The organism is Stenotrophomonas maltophilia (genome assembly GCF_003970865.1).
GTDB classification, from domain to species: Bacteria; Pseudomonadota; Gammaproteobacteria; order Xanthomonadales; family Xanthomonadaceae; genus Stenotrophomonas; species Stenotrophomonas maltophilia_AR.
Genome location: NZ_RXLZ01000064.1, coordinates 1 through 15,022, shown reverse-complemented (window position 1 = coordinate 15,022; position 15,022 = coordinate 1). Strand labels below are relative to the sequence as shown.

The window sequence follows — 15,022 nt, the reverse complement described above, 5'->3', positions numbered from 1 at the left end:
ATGTCGGGGCGGCCCAGATGCTAGAATCACAGGCCTCGCAACCCGTTCATCGACATCCGCCATGAGCCATACCGCCACCGCGCCCGCCAACGCCGAGAAGCGCTACACCGTGCACCGCAGCGATCTGCCGCTGAGCTGCCCGACCCCGGAAATGGCGCTGTGGAACTCGCATCCGCGCGTGTACCTGCCGATCGAAGACGAGCCCAATGGCGAAGCGCAGTGCCCGTACTGCGGTTCCGTGTTCGTGCTGGCCGACTAAGCGGCCGCCCCTTCGATGCGCCGATTGACCGTGGTGCAGTTGCTGCCGGCGCTGCACTCCGGCGGTGTCGAGCGCTCGACCCTGGAAATCGCTGCGGCCCTGGTCGCTGCCGGCCATCGTGCGCTGGTGGTCTCCGCCGGTGGCCGCCTGGTGCAGCCGCTGCTCGATAGCGGTGCCGAGCACCTCACCCTCGACATCGGCCGCAAGTCGCTGCTGACCCTGCGCCACCTGCCGACCCTGCGCCGCCTGTTCGCTGAAGTTGGCGCGGACATCGTGCATGCCCGTTCGCGGCTGCCGGCCTGGCTGGGCCTGTACGCGATCCGTGCCATGCCCGCCGCACAGCGCCCGCACTGGGTGACCACCGTGCACGGATTGAATTCGCCCAGTCGCTACAGCGCGGTGATGACCAGCGGTGAACGCGTGATCTGCGTGTCCAACAGCGTTCGCGACTATGTGCAGCGGCACTATCCGACGGTTCCCGAAGCGAAGCTGCAGGTAATTCCGCGCGGCGTCGATGTCGCACAGTTTCCGCGCGTGGCCCGCGCCGATCGCCGCCCACGACTGGCGCTGGCGGCCGACTACCCCTGGCTGGCGCAGGTTGAGGGTCCGCTGCTGCTGCTGCCGGGGCGCGGCACCCGGCTGAAGGGGCATGCTCATGCGCTGCAGCTGCTGGCGGATGTACGCGCGGCCGGCGTGCCGGCTCAGCTGTGGATGCTGGGTACCGATGAACCGGGCCGTGAAGCCTACGTGGCCGACCTGCGCCGACAGGCCGCTGCTTTGGGCGTGGCCGACGCCGTGCAGATCAGTACGCCGACCGCGCGCATCGCCCAGGCCTATGCGGCCAGCGATCTGGTGCTGCAGCTGTCGGACAAGCCCGAAGCATTCGGCCGTACCGTGGTCGAGGCGCTGTCGGTCGGCCGCCCGGTGCTGGGCTGGGATCATGGTGGCGTCGGCGAACTGCTTCGGCAGCTGCAGCCCACTGGCGCAGTGCCGTTGGGGGATGCACGCGCACTGGGTGAACGTGCGCTGGCCCTGCTGGCGCAGCCGCCGTCCTTGCCGACCCGCATCCCGTTTACCCTGCTGGCCATGCAGCGCGATACCCTCCGCCTCTATGCCGACCTCGCCGGCTGACCCCGCAACCCTCGTGCGCGAGGACCGCGCCGGGCGCTGGGCGCCGTGGTGGGTGCTGGCGTACGTGGCGCTGTGGCCGTTGCCGGGCATCGCTGAAACCGTGCTTGGGCTTGGCGCGCTGTACGCCGCCGCGCGCATGGTCATGCGCCGCCTGCAGCGCCGCCCGCACCTGTTGAGCACGGCAGCCTGGGCGCTGACCTCGATCCTGTTCCTTGGCTATTGGCTGCCGCAGGCGTTCTCGGCGTTTGATGCGATCGATCCGGCAGCGTCGTGGACGAAGGCGGCCGCCGGCCTGCGCTACCTGCCCTTCATGTGGCTTGTCGCGATCGCGGTGGCCACGCCGGAACGGCGGCGGCTGACCTTCGGCGGCCTGGCGCTGATCACCGGCGCATGGACCCTGGATGCGCTGGTGCAGGCAGTGGCCGGTACCAGTCCGTGGTTCTGGTCGCTCGAGCAGCTGAAGTTTGCAGTAAGTGGTCACGCGTTGTGCCCGGCCGGTGAGGCGGCGCTGGTTGATCGCCTCAGTGGCGCACTGGGGCCGTGCAACCTGAAGTTCGGCCAGGTCCTGGCCAGCCTCTCACCGTTCCTGTTGCTGCCGCTGGCGCGCCGCTTCGGCAATCCGGGGTGGGTCCTGGCCGCGGCGGCGCTGGGCTGCGTGCTGCTGCTGGCCGGCTCGCGCGCGTCATGGATCACCTTCGCGCTGGTGCTGGCCTACAGCGGTGTGCGCCAGTTCGGCTGGAAGCGGTTGGTGCTGCTGGCGCTGGTCGCCGTCCTCGGAGCGGGCACGCTGACCGCCAGCGTGCCGCAGTTGCGCGAACGCTTCGCGCGAACGGCATTGGTCTGGGATGGAAGCGAACGCGGTGTCGACGAGGCACTGTCAGGGCGTGCGCGGATCTGGGACGCCGCAGCCTGCATGATCGAGGAACATCCGCTCAATGGCGTCGGTGCGCGCGGCTTCCGCGATGCCTATCCGGCCTGCGTGTCTGGCGAGGAACCGGCGGTGTGGGGCGATGCCCCGGCGTTGCATGCGCATCAGATCGTGCTGGAGATCCTGGCGGAAACCGGCGTGCTCGGCCTGCTGCTGTGGTTGGCTGCCGTGGCCCAGGCCTGGCGGGCCTGGCGCTATGCACCGGTGGCCGCGCGTGACCGGGCCCGCCCGGCGATGCTGGCGCTGGCGGTCACCGTGTTCCCGCTCAACACGCACCTGGCGTTCTATTCCGCGTTCTGGGGGGGGCTGACCGTGCTGTTGGCCGCATTGTTCGCCGGCAGCCTGTTGGCCCGGGACGCGGAAGATTCCCCGCCGGTGAAGTGACCGCGCATCGCGCATGGTAGGGATCAACCATGGAGTCGATCAGTAGATCCACGCCATGCGTGGATGGAGCTTTCCCGACGCAAACACCGGTAAACCACCACTACCGGTGTTTCCATGCGTATCGCACGCTGGAGGCATGGCCAGCCCACGACTCCGCTACGGTCGATGTTCCCGATCCGGCAACGTGTACTCATTGACCACGGCAACCCTTGGCCGTGAACCGTTATTCGCCGATGCGGCGAACGTGGCGATCCTGATCGACACCCTGCGCTTCGTCGAGCGCAGGGGCTTCAGCCACAGTCTCGCCTGGGCGGTGATGCCCGACCATCTGCACTGGCTGATGGAACTGCGCAGTGGAACCTTGGCCGAGTGCATGTCCCTTCTGAAGTCACGCAGCAGCAGGTTGCTGAACCGGCGGCTGGAGCGGCAGGGCGCGCTGTGGCAGCACGGCTATCACGACCATGCAGTGCGGACCGACGAATCACTTCATGAGAAGGCGATGTACATCCTGGCCAATCCGGTCCGTGCGGGCTTGGCTGCGTGGTGGGGGAGTACCCGTACGCCTGGTGCCGCTGGCCGTTGTGAATCCCGGCACGGGATCGAAGAGCATCCGCGCATGGCGTGGATCTACTTGTAAAAATCGCTCCGCCCGCCCGGCTGGCGCTTGAAACGGCGGTGGATCCACAGGTACTGGTCGGGGGCCTCGCGCACCATCTCTTCGATGGCCTGGTTGACCCGCGTGGTATCGGCTTCCACATCCTCGCTGGGGAAGTTTTCCAGCGGTGCGCCGATCTTCAGGAAGTACTTCCCGCCCTCGCGGCGGTGGAAGTATGGAATCACCGCGCAGCCGGTCATCCGCGCCAGCTGGTGGGTGGCGGTAATGGTGGATGCGGTATGGCCGAAGAACGGCACGAACACGGTGTCCTTGCCACGCATGTCCTGGTCCGGCGCATACCAGAGGAAGCCGCCCTTCTTCAGGTGGCGCACGGTCGCGCGGATGTCCTCGTTGGCGAACATCGCCTTGGCATAGCGCAGGCGGCCGAACTTCACCGCCCACTCGTACACCGGGTTCTTGTGCTTGCGGTACATGCCTGAAAGATCGACGTAGTCGCACAGCAGGCGGCCGCACATCTCCAGGGTCATGAAGTGGCCGGACACCAGCAGCACGCCGCGGCCTTCGGCCTGCATCTGCCGCAGATGCTCGAGGCCTTCGATCTTCACCTGTGGGCGGATGCGGTCGATGCTGCCCCACCAGGCGCGGATGCACTCGAGCACACCCACGCCCAGCGCGTCGAAGCTGTCGCGCACCAGGCGCTGGCGCCAGGCTTCGTCCTTCTCCGGGAAGCACAACTTCAGGTTGACCTCGGCGGCGCGTCGGCGGCTGCCGAGCAGGCGCCAGCTGATCCAGCCGACGCCACGGCCGAGCGCACGCTGCAGCATCCACGGCAGGCGGGCGATGGCGAAGGCGCCGAGCATGGCGGCGAACATCGGCCAGTTGCGGGGATCGCGCAGCGACGGGCGGACGGCGGTGGTGGCATCGGACATGGCGCCATTCTACCAACCCGGCTGCGTGTCTTTCCCGGGGGGCTCCCGTATCCTTGCCGCATGCGTAAAGACCCTGTCGAATGGATCCTGCGCGGCCTGTACTCCGCCGTGCTCTACATCCTGCTGCCGATCACCGTGTACCACCTGGTCTGGCGTGGTTTCCGGGTCCGTGAATACTTCCGGCGCTGGGACGAGCGCTATGCCTCGTATCCGCAGCCGACCGGCCAGCCGCGGGTCTGGCTGCACGCGGTCTCGGTGGGCGAGGTCAATGCCGCCGCGCCGCTGGTGAATGCCCTGCGCCAGCAGCGTCCGGACATCCGCTGGGTCATCACCACCATCACCCCGACCGGTTCGGAGCGCGTGCGCGCGCTGTGGGGAGACGCGCTGGACCACGTCTATCTGCCGTACGACGTACCGGGCAGCGTCAACCGCTTCCTCGGCCACTTCCAGCCCAGCCTGGCGCTGATCCTGGAAACCGAGCTGTGGCCGAACATGCTGTTCGGCTGCCGCGACCGCCGCATTCCGGTCTATATCCTCAACGCCCGCCTGTCAGCGCGTTCGCTGCGCGGTTACCGGGTGCTGGCGGCGCTGATCCGCCGTGCGCTGCGCACGGTCACCTGCGTGGCCGCGCAGTCGCAGGACGACGCCGAGCGCTTCGTGCAGCTGGGTGCTGCACGGGAACAGGTGCAGGCGCTGGGCAACCTCAAGTTCGATATCGCCACGCCGGATGTGCAGGGTTTCGTCGAGCAGTTCCATGCCTGCGTGCCCGCCGGGCGCCCGGTGTGGATCGCGGCCAGTACCCACGATGGTGAGGAGCAGGCGGTGATCGACCTGCATCGGCGCTTGCGCCAGCAGCACCCCGACCTGTTGTTGCTGTGGGCGCCGCGGCACCCTGAGCGCTTCCCGAAGGTGGAGGCGCTGGCGCGCGAGCAGGGCTGGAACGTGGCGACCCGTCGCGCGAAGCAATGGCCCGAGGCCGGCACGGATGTATTCGTCATCGACACCCTGGGCGAGCTGATGCCGTTCTATGCCTGCGCGCAGGTCGCCTTCGTCGGCGGCAGCCTGCAGCCGATCGGTGGCCACAATCTGCTGGAACCGGCGGCGATGGGCACTGCCGCTGTGACCGGTCCGCACCTGCACAACTTCGCCGAGATCTCACGGCGCATGCGTGAGGCCGGTGCGTTGCTGATCGGCGAGGACGTGCAGGCGGTGGGTGACCTGCTGCAGCACCTGCTGGGCGATGCACAGGCGCGCGAGGACATGGCCCGTGCCGGTTGCACGCTGGTCAGCAATGGCCGTGGTGCCCTGCAGCGCACGCTGGCGCTGGTTGCGCCACATCTGCCGCCACCGCGCAGCTGAGCCGGGCAGCAACACCGGCAGGTCGGACGCTAAGCGGCCGACTGACGTGATCGACTGCATCAATTCTGCTTAGCAGCCGGATTCCTGTCGCAGCAGGACCGGATGCGTGGCTGCGAACGTGTTTGTGGTCACATCGCGGTGCGCACAGTACGGATTCTGATACCGCCCCCTGGCGCAGGCTGCCAGCCTCCTGTCGACCGCGCTTGTGCGGATTCAAGAGGGCTTGCGATGGACAGCGACAACCGCCGTGGCCGGCACGCGCTGCTGGGAATGGATCACTTCGCGATGGTGGCATTGACCCTGCTGCTGGGTGGCAGCGTGATCGCGCTGGTTGGCCAGTACACTGCCGCCCAGGCGGGCCCGGCCATCGTGCTGAGTCTGCTGCTGGCCGCACTGGGCACGGCGCCGATGCTGTATTGCCTGCACGTGCTGAACCAGCAGCGGCCCGCAGCCGATGGCCTGCACGGCCTGCTGCGGGCCGCTTGGGGCACGGCAGCCGCGCGCCTGCTGGGTGCTGCACTGCTGCTGGAACTGGTGATGACCAGCGCGGGCGTGGCGCAGTCCATGGCCGGCCACGCGCGCGCGGTGTTTGCCAGTCGCGGTATTGAAACCGGCAGCGCACTGCCGGATCCGATGATGGCCGTCAGCAGTCTGCTGGTGCTGGGTGCGTTCGTGCTGCTGCCTCCGCGTCGCATCGCGCTGACGGTCTGCGTGCTGTTGACGGTGAAGACCGGTGTCGGGTTGTTGCTGTTGGCGCTGGCGGTTCGCCACGTGCACTACGCGAACTGGATTCCGTGGTTGCCGGATGCTACCGCGCCCTATCGATTCGGCCCCGGTGGGGTGTTGGCGGCAAGCGTGCCCCTGCTGGGGGTGTTTGCCAGTGTGGGGCTGGCGCTGGGATTTCCCGGACGTGGCGCGCAGGCGCATGCACGATCCCCCTGGCTGCTGGCGGCCGCGCTGCTGCTGGCGATGCTGCTGCTGATCGTGCTGGCCGCATTGCAGGCCGGCCTGGTCGAATTCCCGGCATTGGCCAGTACGCGGCCGTTGTCGGTGGCATTGCAGGGCCATCCGCAGTTGCAGTGGCTGCTGCCCTTGCTGCCGCTGGCGGGCATGGCCGGGCTGGCAGCACTGCTGCTGGTGCTGTTGTCGCTGGCCGCACTTCTGGCAGCGCAGCTCTGGCCTGTGGCCGGTGATGAAGCGCCTGGGTTCCGGACGCGACTGATACCGGTCACCGTGGTGCTGGCGGCGGCGTTGCTGGCGTTGGCAGCGCCGGTCGGCGCATTGCCGGTGCTGCCAGGACCGGCAACCCTGCTGGTGATGGCGGCCTTGTGCATGGCGGCGCTGCGTGTACGTGCGCCGATGCCGGGTGCTGCGATGGTGCTTGCGCCCCTGGCCACGGCGCTGTGCGTGCTGGCCGCAGTGGAGCGGGCAGGCGCGTGGCCGGGCTGACGGCCGCACGCGCTACCCACAAAAAAGCCACCCTCGCGGGTGGCTTCTTCGTTACCGGCAGGGCGACGAATCAGTGCGTGGTCGTCGACGGGTTGCCCGCGTCCTGCGTCAGCAGGCGGTTCACGTCCTGCAGTTCAGCCACGTCCAGCGCACCCAGCGACTGGCTCAGCAGCAGGCGGTTCTGCAGGAAGGTGTAGCGCGCCTGGGCGTAGTCCAGCTGCGCCGAGAACAGGATGCGCTGGTTCTGGATCACGTCCAGCACGGTACGGGTACCGACTTCCAGGCCAACCTGCGACGCGTCGTACGCACTCTGCGCCGAGACCACCGCCAGGCGGCGGGCTTCCACTTCGCTGATGCCCTGCACCAGGGTCTGGTAGGCATTGCGGGTGTTGCGGTCCAGGGCACGCTTCTGCTGCTCGTAGCCGTCCTGGGCGATGTCACGCTGGGCCAGTGCCTGGCGCACATTCGACTGGGTGGCACCGCCAGCGAAGATCGGCACGCTCAGGGTCAGGCCGATGCTGTTGGTGCGCGCGTCCGGCGACAGCGAGCCGGCACCGGTGCTGTCACCCCAGGTGGCGCTCTTGCCCCAGCTGCCGCCCAGCGACAGGGTGGGGTAGTGGCCACCACGGGCGGCCTGCACGCCGGCTTCGGCGGCACTGACCTTCAGTTCCTGGGCCTTCAGCGCCGGGTTCTGCCCGGTGGCCTGGTGCACCAGTTCATCGATGTTGCCGCGGTTGGCCGGCACTTCCGGGCGGAAGTCCGACGGCAGGCCACGCAGGTTCACCACCGGCTGGCCGGTCAATTCGGTCAGGGCCTGGTAGTTATCGGCCAGGGTGTTCTGCGCGACGATGGTGTTGGCGCGCGCCTGGTCGTACTGGGCGCGTGCTTCGTGCACGTCGGTGATCGGCGCCAGGCCCACTTCCAGGCGCTTGTCGGCGAAGTCGAACTGCTTCTTCGCAGCCGCTTCATTGGTCTGTGCGGCGTTCAGCGATTCGATCGCCACCAGCACGTTGAAGTAGGCCGCCGAGGTGCGCACGATCAGGCTGTCGTTGGCCGAATCGAGGGTGAAGTCCGCCGCCTTGCTCAGCTCACGCTGCGAGCGCAGGTTGTTGATCTGGGTCCAGTTGAACAGCGTCTGGCTGCCATTGATCGTGTAGTTGCGGCGCTTGCTGGTGATCGTGCCGGAGTTGGCATCATGGTCAGCTTCGCTGCGCGAGCGGTTCAGCGTGGCAGTACCGTCGATCTGCGGCAGCAGAGCGGCGCGCGCCTGCACGGCGCCTTCCTTGTCGACCAGCCGGGTCGATTCGGCGGCGGACAGCTGCGGATCGCCGTTGCGCGCCATCTCGTAGACCTGCAGCAGGTCGGCGGCATGGGCGGACAACGGCAGCAGGGCAGTGGCCAGCGCAACAGCGAGGGATCGGCGGATCATTGCGGCTTCCTTGGACTCAGAGGTGGAACTGGGGTGCCGGGGCGGCACCGCGCAGGTAATCAATATCGGTCTCGAACAGGGACTCGGTGCTGCCGTCGGCCTTGACCAGCAGGGCCTCCATCGCCGGCGAGCGGCCGTGGATCACGAACAGGCGACCACCCGGACGCAGCCACGAGGCGAACTGTGACGGCACCACGTCGACCGCACCAGTGACACAGATCACGTCAAAGCGGCGTTCGGTCTGCCAGGACAGGGCGTCAGCCACTTCCACGCGGACGTTGGTGCCCAGGCCGGAAGCGTCCAGGCGGGCACGCGCGGCGGCGGCCAGTTCCGGGTCGATCTCCAGGCTCAGCACGTCGCGCGCCAGCGCGCCGATGCAGGCTGCCAGGAAGCCGCTGCCGGTGCCGATTTCCAGCACTTCGTCACCCGGCTGCAGATCCAGTGCCTGCAGGGTACGGCCCTCGATGACCGGCTTCATCATCTTCTGGCCATGGCCGATCGGCAGTTCGACATCGGCGTAGGCCAGTGCCCGGTGTGCATCGGCGACAAAGGCCTCGCGCGGCAGGCGGGCCAGGACGTCGAGCACCTTGATGTCCAGCACGTCCCAGGGACGGATCTGCTGTTCCACCATCAGTTCGCGGGCGTGGGCGTAATCAATCGTCATGAGGTTCAAATCCAGCGCAGTGGGCCGGCCATTTTACCGGTGCCGGAGGCCGGCGGCGCGCCCAGAGCATCAGCTGCCGGGTGGCCGGGGTCGCAGTGCCGGAAGTCATCGCGACCTCCGGTTCGTTCAGTTTTGGTTATTCAGCCGTCCCGGCCCCTCGCGGCGCATAGGCGCGCAGGAAGAAGTCGATGCTGGCGGTCACATGGGCAAGAGGGTCGCACTCCACCGGTGACAGTGGCATGCCGCACATCATATGCATGTGCACTTCGCCCTTCACCAGGGTCAGGAACTGCTGGCCGGCCAGGTAATAGTCGGGGATGTGCAGCTCGCCGCGTTCGCCGCGCGCGCGCAGGAAATCGGCCAGGGCCTCGCAGGTACGTTCCGGGCCGGCCTGCCAGAACAGCTCGCGCAGGCGTTCGTCGGTCTCCGGCGCCATCATCATGCGCTGGATCGAGATCGCCGCGTCGGAGGTGATCAGCTCGAAGAAGGCCAGGCCGATGCCGATCAGCTGGTCGCGCAATGGGCCGTCCGCGTCGGCCACGAACAGCGCGTCGGGCAGCATTTCAATGCATTTTGACTGCACGGCCTCGGAGAACAGGGTCTCCTTGTCGCCGAAGTGGCTGTACACAGTCAGCTTCGAGACGCCCGCCTGAGCAGCGATGGTGTCCATGCTCACGCCGGTATAGCCCTGTTCGATGAACAGTGCCTTGGCTGCTTCAAGGATCGCCGCGCGCTTGCCGAGGTCCTTGGGACGCCCGGGTCCGGCGGCCTTGGCAGCGGGCTTGGCCGACGGCTTGCGGGAAGTGGGAGAACTCATCGCGACAATACTAGACCAAGCGGTTCGATATTTATACTATACCGGCCGGTTTATTAAATTGGGCCGGTAGTCGCGGCTCCCCCCTTAGTTGCAACCCTGCGTTTTCAGGACGTTGACCGATGAAGATCGTGCGCTGGATGGGCGGTATGGTGTGGGTGGCTGCGCTGGCAGCCTGTTCGGGACAGGAACAGGCGCCACAGGCGGCCGTACCGGTACTGGTGGTTCACCCTGGCGAACAGGCCGGGCAGGCTCCGGCGGCGTTCCCGGGCACGGTGCGTGCCCGGCAGGAAAGCCCGCTGTCGTTCCGCGTTGGTGGCAACCTGGTCAAGCGCCATGTCGATGCCGGTCAGCGGGTGAAGAAGGGCGACGTGCTGGCCGAGCTGGATGCAGCCGACTTCGCACTGCAGGCCCGCGCTTCGCAGGCGCAGCTGGCCGCGGCTGAAGCCGATCTGGTGCGTGCGCGCGACGACCTCAAGCGCTACCAGGTGCTGGCCGACCAGCAACTGGTCAGCCGTTCGCAGCTGGACCAGCAGTCCGCCGCCTTCAAGGCGGCGCAGGGCCAGGCCAACGCCGCCCGCGCCAACCTCGATGTGCTGCGCAACCAGGCCGACTACGCGCAGCTGCGCGCACCCACTGATGGCGTGATCGCCAGCCGCGAGGCCGAGGCCGGGCAGGTGGTGTCCGCCGGACAGACCATTTTCAACCTGGCCGCCGACGGTGGCCGCGAAGTGCTGATCGACCTGCCTGAAGCCACCATCCGCGACTACGCGGTCGGCCAGCCGGTGGAGGTGGAGCTGTGGAACCGCCCGGGCCAGCGCCTGCCGGGCGCGATCCGCGAGATCGCTGCCGCTGCCGATCCGCAGGCACGCACCTATGCAACCCGGGTCAGCCTGGCGGCCGATGCCTTGGCCGATGTCGAGCTGGGCCAGAGTGCGCGGGTCTACAGCAGTGCCGGCCGCCACGGCACCCTGCAGCTGCCGCTGGGCGCGCTGCAGCGCGGTGCCAACGGTACCGCCAGCGTGTGGCTGGTCGATCCGGCCAACAGCACGCTGAAGGCCGCAGCGGTCACCACCGGTGCGTTTGGCAGCGAGACCGTGCCGGTGCTGTCCGGCGTGAACGCGGGTGACTGGGTGGTTGCCGCCGGTGGCCACCTGCTGCGGGCCGGCCAGCCGGTGATCGCCGTGGACCGGCAGAACCGCCCGGTGCTGAAGCCGGCCGCGCCGGCCGCTGCCGCCAAGGCCAAGGAGTAAGCCGGTGCGCCGCTTCAATCTCTCCGAGTGGGCGCTGGCCAACCGCCCCCTGGTGCTGTTCGCGATGCTGGCGTTCGCGCTGATCGGTGCGTGGTCGTACAAGCATCTGGGCCAGTCCGAGGACCCACCGTTCACCTTCAAGGCGATGGTGGTGCGCACGCTGTGGCCGGGTGCCACCGCCGAACAGGTCTCGCGGCAGGTGACCGAGCCGCTCGAGAAGGCGCTGATGAACACCGGCGAGTACGAGTTCATCCGCTCGTACTCGCGGCCGGGCGAGTCGCAGATCATCTTCATGGCGCGCGACAGCCTGCGGTCCAAGCAGATCCCCGACCTCTGGTACCAGGTGCGCAAGCGTGTGGGCGACATCCGCCCGACGCTGCCGCGCGAAATCGTCGGTCCGTTCTTCAACGATGAGTTCGGCGATACCTACGGCAACATCTATGCGTTGACCGGCAAGGGCTTCGACTATGCGGTGATGCGTGATTACGCCGACCGCATCCAGCTGGAACTGCAGCGCGTGCCCGACGTCGGCAAGATCGACCTGGTCGGCCTGCAGGACGAGAAGGTGTGGATCGAGCTGTCCAACACCCGTCTGGCCACGCTGGGCGTGTCGATGCAGCAGGTGCAGCAGGCATTGGCCGACCAGAACGCGGTCACCGGCACCAGCTTCTTCGAGACCGCCACCGACCGCGTGCAGCTGCGCGTGACCGGCCAGTTCAACGACATCGAAGCGATCCGCCAGTTCCCGATCCGCGCCGGCGACCGCACCGTGCACCTGGGCGACATCGCCGAGATCAAACGTGGCTTCGCCGATCCGGCGTCGCCGAAGATGCGCTTCATGGGTGAAGAGGCCATCGGTCTGGCGGTGGCGATGAAGGATGGCGGTGACATCCTCAAGCTCGGCGCCAACCTCGATGCCGAGTTCGAGCGCCTGCAGAAGACCCTGCCGGCCGGCATGCAGCTGCGCAAGGTGTCCGACCAGCCGCAGTCGGTGGAGGAGTCGGTTGGCGAGTTCGTGCAGGTGCTGACCGAAGCGGTGGTGATCGTGCTGCTGGTCAGCTTCTTCTCGCTGGGCCTGCGAACCGGCCTGGTGGTGGGCGTGACCATTCCGCTGGTGCTGGCGATGACCTTCTTCGTCATGCACTACTTCGACATCGGCCTGCACAAGATCTCGCTGGGTGCGCTGGTGCTGGCGCTGGGCCTGCTGGTGGACGATGCGATCATCGCGGTGGAGATGATGGCCACCAAGATGGAGCAGGGTTACGACCGCCTGCGCGCGGCCAGCTTCGCCTGGGAATCAACTGCGTTCCCGATGCTGACCGGTACGCTGATCACGGCGGCCGGTTTCCTGCCGATCGCTACCGCGGCATCGAGCACGGGTGAGTACACCCGTTCGCTGTTCCAGGTGGTGACCATCGCGCTGGTGGTGTCGTGGATCGCGGCGGTGCTGTTCATCCCGTACCTGGGCGACAAGATGCTGCCGGACCTGTTCAATCCGCAGCCGCCGAAGCCGGGCAGCCTGTCTGCGCGCTGGCACGCCAAGCGCCAGCAGTGGGCCGACCGTTATCCGGCGCTGGCCAATCTGATCGCGCCGCCGCAGCACGGGCACGACCACGATCCGTACCAGCGCCCGTTCTACCGCAGCTTCCGTCGCTTCCTCGATGGCTGCCTGCGCCACCGCTGGTGGGTGATTGCCGCGACCATCGCCCTGTTCGTGTTCTCGCTGATGATGTTCCGCTTCGTGCCGCAGCAGTTCTTCCCGGATTCGACCCGGCCGGAACTGATGGTGGACATCGAGCTGGCCGAGGGCGCGTCGCTGCGCTCGACCCAGGCCCAGGCCGAGAAGCTGGAGAAGCTGCTGTCCAGCCGCGAGGGCATCGCCAACTACGTGTCCTACGTGGGCACCGGTTCGCCGCGCTTCTACCTGCCGCTGGACCAGCAGCTGCCGGCGACCAACTTCGCCCAGTTCGTGGTGCTGGCCAAGGACATCAAATCGCGCGAAAGCACCCGTGACTGGCTGCTGCACGAGGTGATTCCGAAGTTCCCGGACGTGCAGATGCGCGTGACCCGCCTGGAGAACGGCCCGCCGGTCGGCTATCCGGTGCAGATGCGCATTTCCGGCGAGCACATCGAGAAGGTGCAGGCGATCGCGCGCCAGGTCGAAGCCAAGGTGCGTGAGAACCCACACGTGATGAACGTCAACCTGGACTGGAGCGAGCCGAGCAAGGTAGTGCGGCTGGTGATCGACCAGGAGCGTGCCCGCGCGCTGGGCGTGAGCAGTGCGCAGGTCAGCCAGTTCCTGTCCAGTTCGCTGGCCGGGCAGTCGGTGAGCGTGTACCGCGAAGGCAACCGCCAGATCGAGATGCTGCTGCGTGGCCCGGCCGATGAGCGCAACCAGCTGGAGCTGCTGTCCAGCCTGTCGATGCCGACCGCCAACGGCGGCAGCATCACGCTGTCGCAGGTGGCGACGATGGAGTATGGCTTCGAGGACGGCATCATCTGGCACCGCAACCGCCTGCCGACGGTGACCGTGCGTGCCGACATCAGCGATGGCATGCAGCCGCTGGACGTGGTGCATCAGATCCTGCCGACGCTGGACGGCATCCGTGCCGAGCTGCCGAACGGCTACCTGCTGGAAACCGGCGGTACCGTGGAGGATTCGGCACGTGGCCAGAACTCGATCAAGGCCGGCATGCCGCTGTTCCTGGTGGTGGTGGCGACGCTGCTGATGCTGCAGCTGCGCAGCTTCTCGCGTGCGGCGATGGTGCTGGTGACCGCGCCGCTGGGCATCATCGGTGCGACCCTGTTCCTGCTGCTGTTCCGCGCGCCGTTCGGCTTCGTGGCGTTGCTGGGCACGATCGCACTGGCTGGCATGATCATGCGCAACTCGGTGATCCTGATCGACCAGATCCAGCAGGACATCGACGCCGGGCATGACCGCTGGCATTCGATCATCGATGCCACGGTGCGCCGTTTCCGCCCGATCGTGCTGACCGCGCTGGCGGCGGTGCTGGCGATGATTCCGCTGTCGCGCAGCGCGTTCTATGGCTCGATGGCGATCTCGATCATGGGCGGCCTGATCGTCGGCACGGTGCTGACCCTGGTGTTCCTGCCGGCGCTGTACGCGGCGTGGTTCCGGGTGAAGCCGGATGAATCCGGGGCGTGATGCCCCGGGTTCTGCGGCCACCGCCCTGGTAGGTGCCAACCTTGGTTGGCACTGCGGCATGCATCCACGCATGGCGTGGATCTACTGGAGCAGGTCTTTGCGCTGGTAGGTGCCAACCTTGGTTGGCACTGCGGCATGCATCCGCGCATGGCGTGGATCTACCGCAGCTGGTCTATGCCCTGGTAGGTGCCAACCTTGGTTGGCACTGACGCATGCATCCACGCATGGCGTGGATCTACTGGAGCAGGTCTTTGCTCTGGTAGGTGCCAACCTTGGTTGGCACTTCGGCATGCATCCACGCATGGCGTGGATCTACCGCAGCTGGTCTATGCCCTGGTAGGTGCCAACCTTGGTTGGCACTGCGGCATGCATCCACGCATGGCGTGGATCTACTGGAGCTGGTCTTTGCCCTGGTAGGTGCCAACCTTGGTTGGCACTTCGGCATGCATCCACGCATGGCGTGGATCTACCGCAGCTGGTCTCTGCCCTGGTAGATGCCAACCTTGGTTGGCATTGCGGCATGCATCCACGCATGGCGTGGATCTACTGGAGCTGGTCTTTGCCCTGGTAGGTGCCAACCTTGGTTGGCACTTCGGCATGCATCCACGCATGGCGTGGATCTACCGCAGCTGGTCTCTGCC

General features: G+C 67.2%; 11 protein-coding genes and 1 pseudogene. 8 read left to right on the top strand and 4 right to left on the bottom strand.

From position 1 onward, the window contains the following. The first annotated feature begins 61 nt into the window (after positions 1 to 61). The 4 genes and pseudogenes from EKL94_RS18085 (at position 62) to EKL94_RS18070 (ending at position 3,287) form a co-directional block, all read left to right on the top strand. Positions 62 to 259, top strand: coding sequence for a zinc-finger domain-containing protein (locus EKL94_RS18085; protein ID WP_005410967.1), 198 nt, complete (start codon positions 62 to 64; stop codon positions 257 to 259). Between the two features lie 15 nt (positions 260 to 274). Beyond that, the gene (locus tag EKL94_RS18080; RefSeq protein ID WP_126930114.1) at positions 275 to 1,390 is read left to right on the top strand and encodes a glycosyltransferase; all 1,116 of its coding nucleotides are present in this window, start codon (positions 275 to 277) and stop codon (positions 1,388 to 1,390) included. Continuing rightward, positions 1,371 to 2,702, top strand: coding sequence for an O-antigen ligase family protein (locus EKL94_RS18075; RefSeq protein ID WP_126930113.1), 1,332 nt, complete (start codon positions 1,371 to 1,373; stop codon positions 2,700 to 2,702). The genes EKL94_RS18080 and EKL94_RS18075 overlap by 20 nt, the downstream gene beginning before the upstream one ends. A gap of 136 nt (positions 2,703 to 2,838) precedes the next feature. Further along, a pseudogene (locus tag EKL94_RS18070) lies at positions 2,839 to 3,287 on the top strand (REP-associated tyrosine transposase). 42 nt (positions 3,288 to 3,329) lie between these two features. Here the strand turns inward: EKL94_RS18070 and EKL94_RS18065 are convergent. Then, positions 3,330 to 4,247 carry an LpxL/LpxP family Kdo(2)-lipid IV(A) lauroyl/palmitoleoyl acyltransferase gene (locus EKL94_RS18065; protein WP_126930112.1) on the bottom strand — a complete coding sequence of 306 codons (918 nt, stop codon included), beginning with the start codon at positions 4,245 to 4,247 and terminating at the stop codon, positions 3,330 to 3,332. Between the two features lie 60 nt (positions 4,248 to 4,307). On the opposite strand from EKL94_RS18065, the gene waaA reads away from it, so the two are divergent. Continuing rightward, entirely contained in the window at positions 4,308 to 5,606 is a 1,299-nt protein-coding gene (gene waaA / locus EKL94_RS18060; protein ID WP_010480795.1) for a lipid IV(A) 3-deoxy-D-manno-octulosonic acid transferase, read from the top strand. A gap of 228 nt (positions 5,607 to 5,834) precedes the next feature. Further along, positions 5,835 to 7,055: an amino acid transporter gene (locus EKL94_RS18055; protein WP_126930111.1), complete on the top strand. Its 1,221-nt coding sequence runs from the start codon at positions 5,835 to 5,837 to the stop codon at positions 7,053 to 7,055. A gap of 70 nt (positions 7,056 to 7,125) precedes the next feature. On the opposite strand, the gene EKL94_RS18050 is transcribed toward EKL94_RS18055, so the two are convergent. The 3 genes from EKL94_RS18050 to EKL94_RS18040 all read right to left on the bottom strand — a co-directional run bounded on the left by EKL94_RS18050 (position 7,126) and on the right by EKL94_RS18040 (position 9,965). Then, positions 7,126 to 8,484 (bottom strand): TolC family outer membrane protein, encoded by a 1,359-nt coding sequence (locus EKL94_RS18050; protein WP_126930110.1) that lies wholly within the window; start codon positions 8,482 to 8,484, stop codon positions 7,126 to 7,128. Between the two features lie 16 nt (positions 8,485 to 8,500). Beyond that, positions 8,501 to 9,148, bottom strand: a complete 648-nt coding sequence (locus EKL94_RS18045; protein WP_049398378.1) for a protein-L-isoaspartate O-methyltransferase family protein — start codon at positions 9,146 to 9,148, stop codon at positions 8,501 to 8,503. A 136-nt stretch (positions 9,149 to 9,284) separates the two neighbouring features. After that, positions 9,285 to 9,965, bottom strand: coding sequence for a TetR/AcrR family transcriptional regulator (locus tag EKL94_RS18040; protein WP_126930109.1), 681 nt, complete (start codon positions 9,963 to 9,965; stop codon positions 9,285 to 9,287). 119 nt (positions 9,966 to 10,084) lie between these two features. Here EKL94_RS18040 and EKL94_RS18035 point away from each other — a divergent pair, with 119 nt between their 5' ends. Together EKL94_RS18035 and EKL94_RS18030 are read left to right on the top strand one after the other, a co-directional pair. After that, on the top strand, positions 10,085 to 11,215 hold the full coding sequence (locus tag EKL94_RS18035; RefSeq protein ID WP_126930108.1) for an efflux RND transporter periplasmic adaptor subunit: 1,131 nt from the start codon (positions 10,085 to 10,087) through the stop codon (positions 11,213 to 11,215). Positions 11,216 to 11,219: 4 nt separating this feature from the next. Continuing rightward, positions 11,220 to 14,381, top strand: a complete 3,162-nt coding sequence (locus tag EKL94_RS18030; protein ID WP_126930107.1) for an efflux RND transporter permease subunit — start codon at positions 11,220 to 11,222, stop codon at positions 14,379 to 14,381. Positions 14,382 to 15,022: the final 641 nt, after the last annotated feature.

Coding starts and splice junctions, on each gene's coding strand:
- EKL94_RS18085 (WP_005410967.1), top strand. CDS start 62: ATGAGCCATACCGCCACCGCGCCCGCCAACGCCGAGAAGCGCTACACC.
- EKL94_RS18080 (WP_126930114.1), top strand. CDS start 275: ATGCGCCGATTGACCGTGGTGCAGTTGCTGCCGGCGCTGCACTCCGGC.
- EKL94_RS18075 (WP_126930113.1), top strand. CDS start 1,371: ATGCCGACCTCGCCGGCTGACCCCGCAACCCTCGTGCGCGAGGACCGC.
- EKL94_RS18065 (WP_126930112.1), bottom strand. CDS start 4,247: ATGTCCGATGCCACCACCGCCGTCCGCCCGTCGCTGCGCGATCCCCGC.
- waaA (WP_010480795.1), top strand. CDS start 4,308: ATGCGTAAAGACCCTGTCGAATGGATCCTGCGCGGCCTGTACTCCGCC.
- EKL94_RS18055 (WP_126930111.1), top strand. CDS start 5,835: ATGGACAGCGACAACCGCCGTGGCCGGCACGCGCTGCTGGGAATGGAT.
- EKL94_RS18050 (WP_126930110.1), bottom strand. CDS start 8,484: ATGATCCGCCGATCCCTCGCTGTTGCGCTGGCCACTGCCCTGCTGCCG.
- EKL94_RS18045 (WP_049398378.1), bottom strand. CDS start 9,148: ATGACGATTGATTACGCCCACGCCCGCGAACTGATGGTGGAACAGCAG.
- EKL94_RS18040 (WP_126930109.1), bottom strand. CDS start 9,965: ATGAGTTCTCCCACTTCCCGCAAGCCGTCGGCCAAGCCCGCTGCCAAG.
- EKL94_RS18035 (WP_126930108.1), top strand. CDS start 10,085: ATGAAGATCGTGCGCTGGATGGGCGGTATGGTGTGGGTGGCTGCGCTG.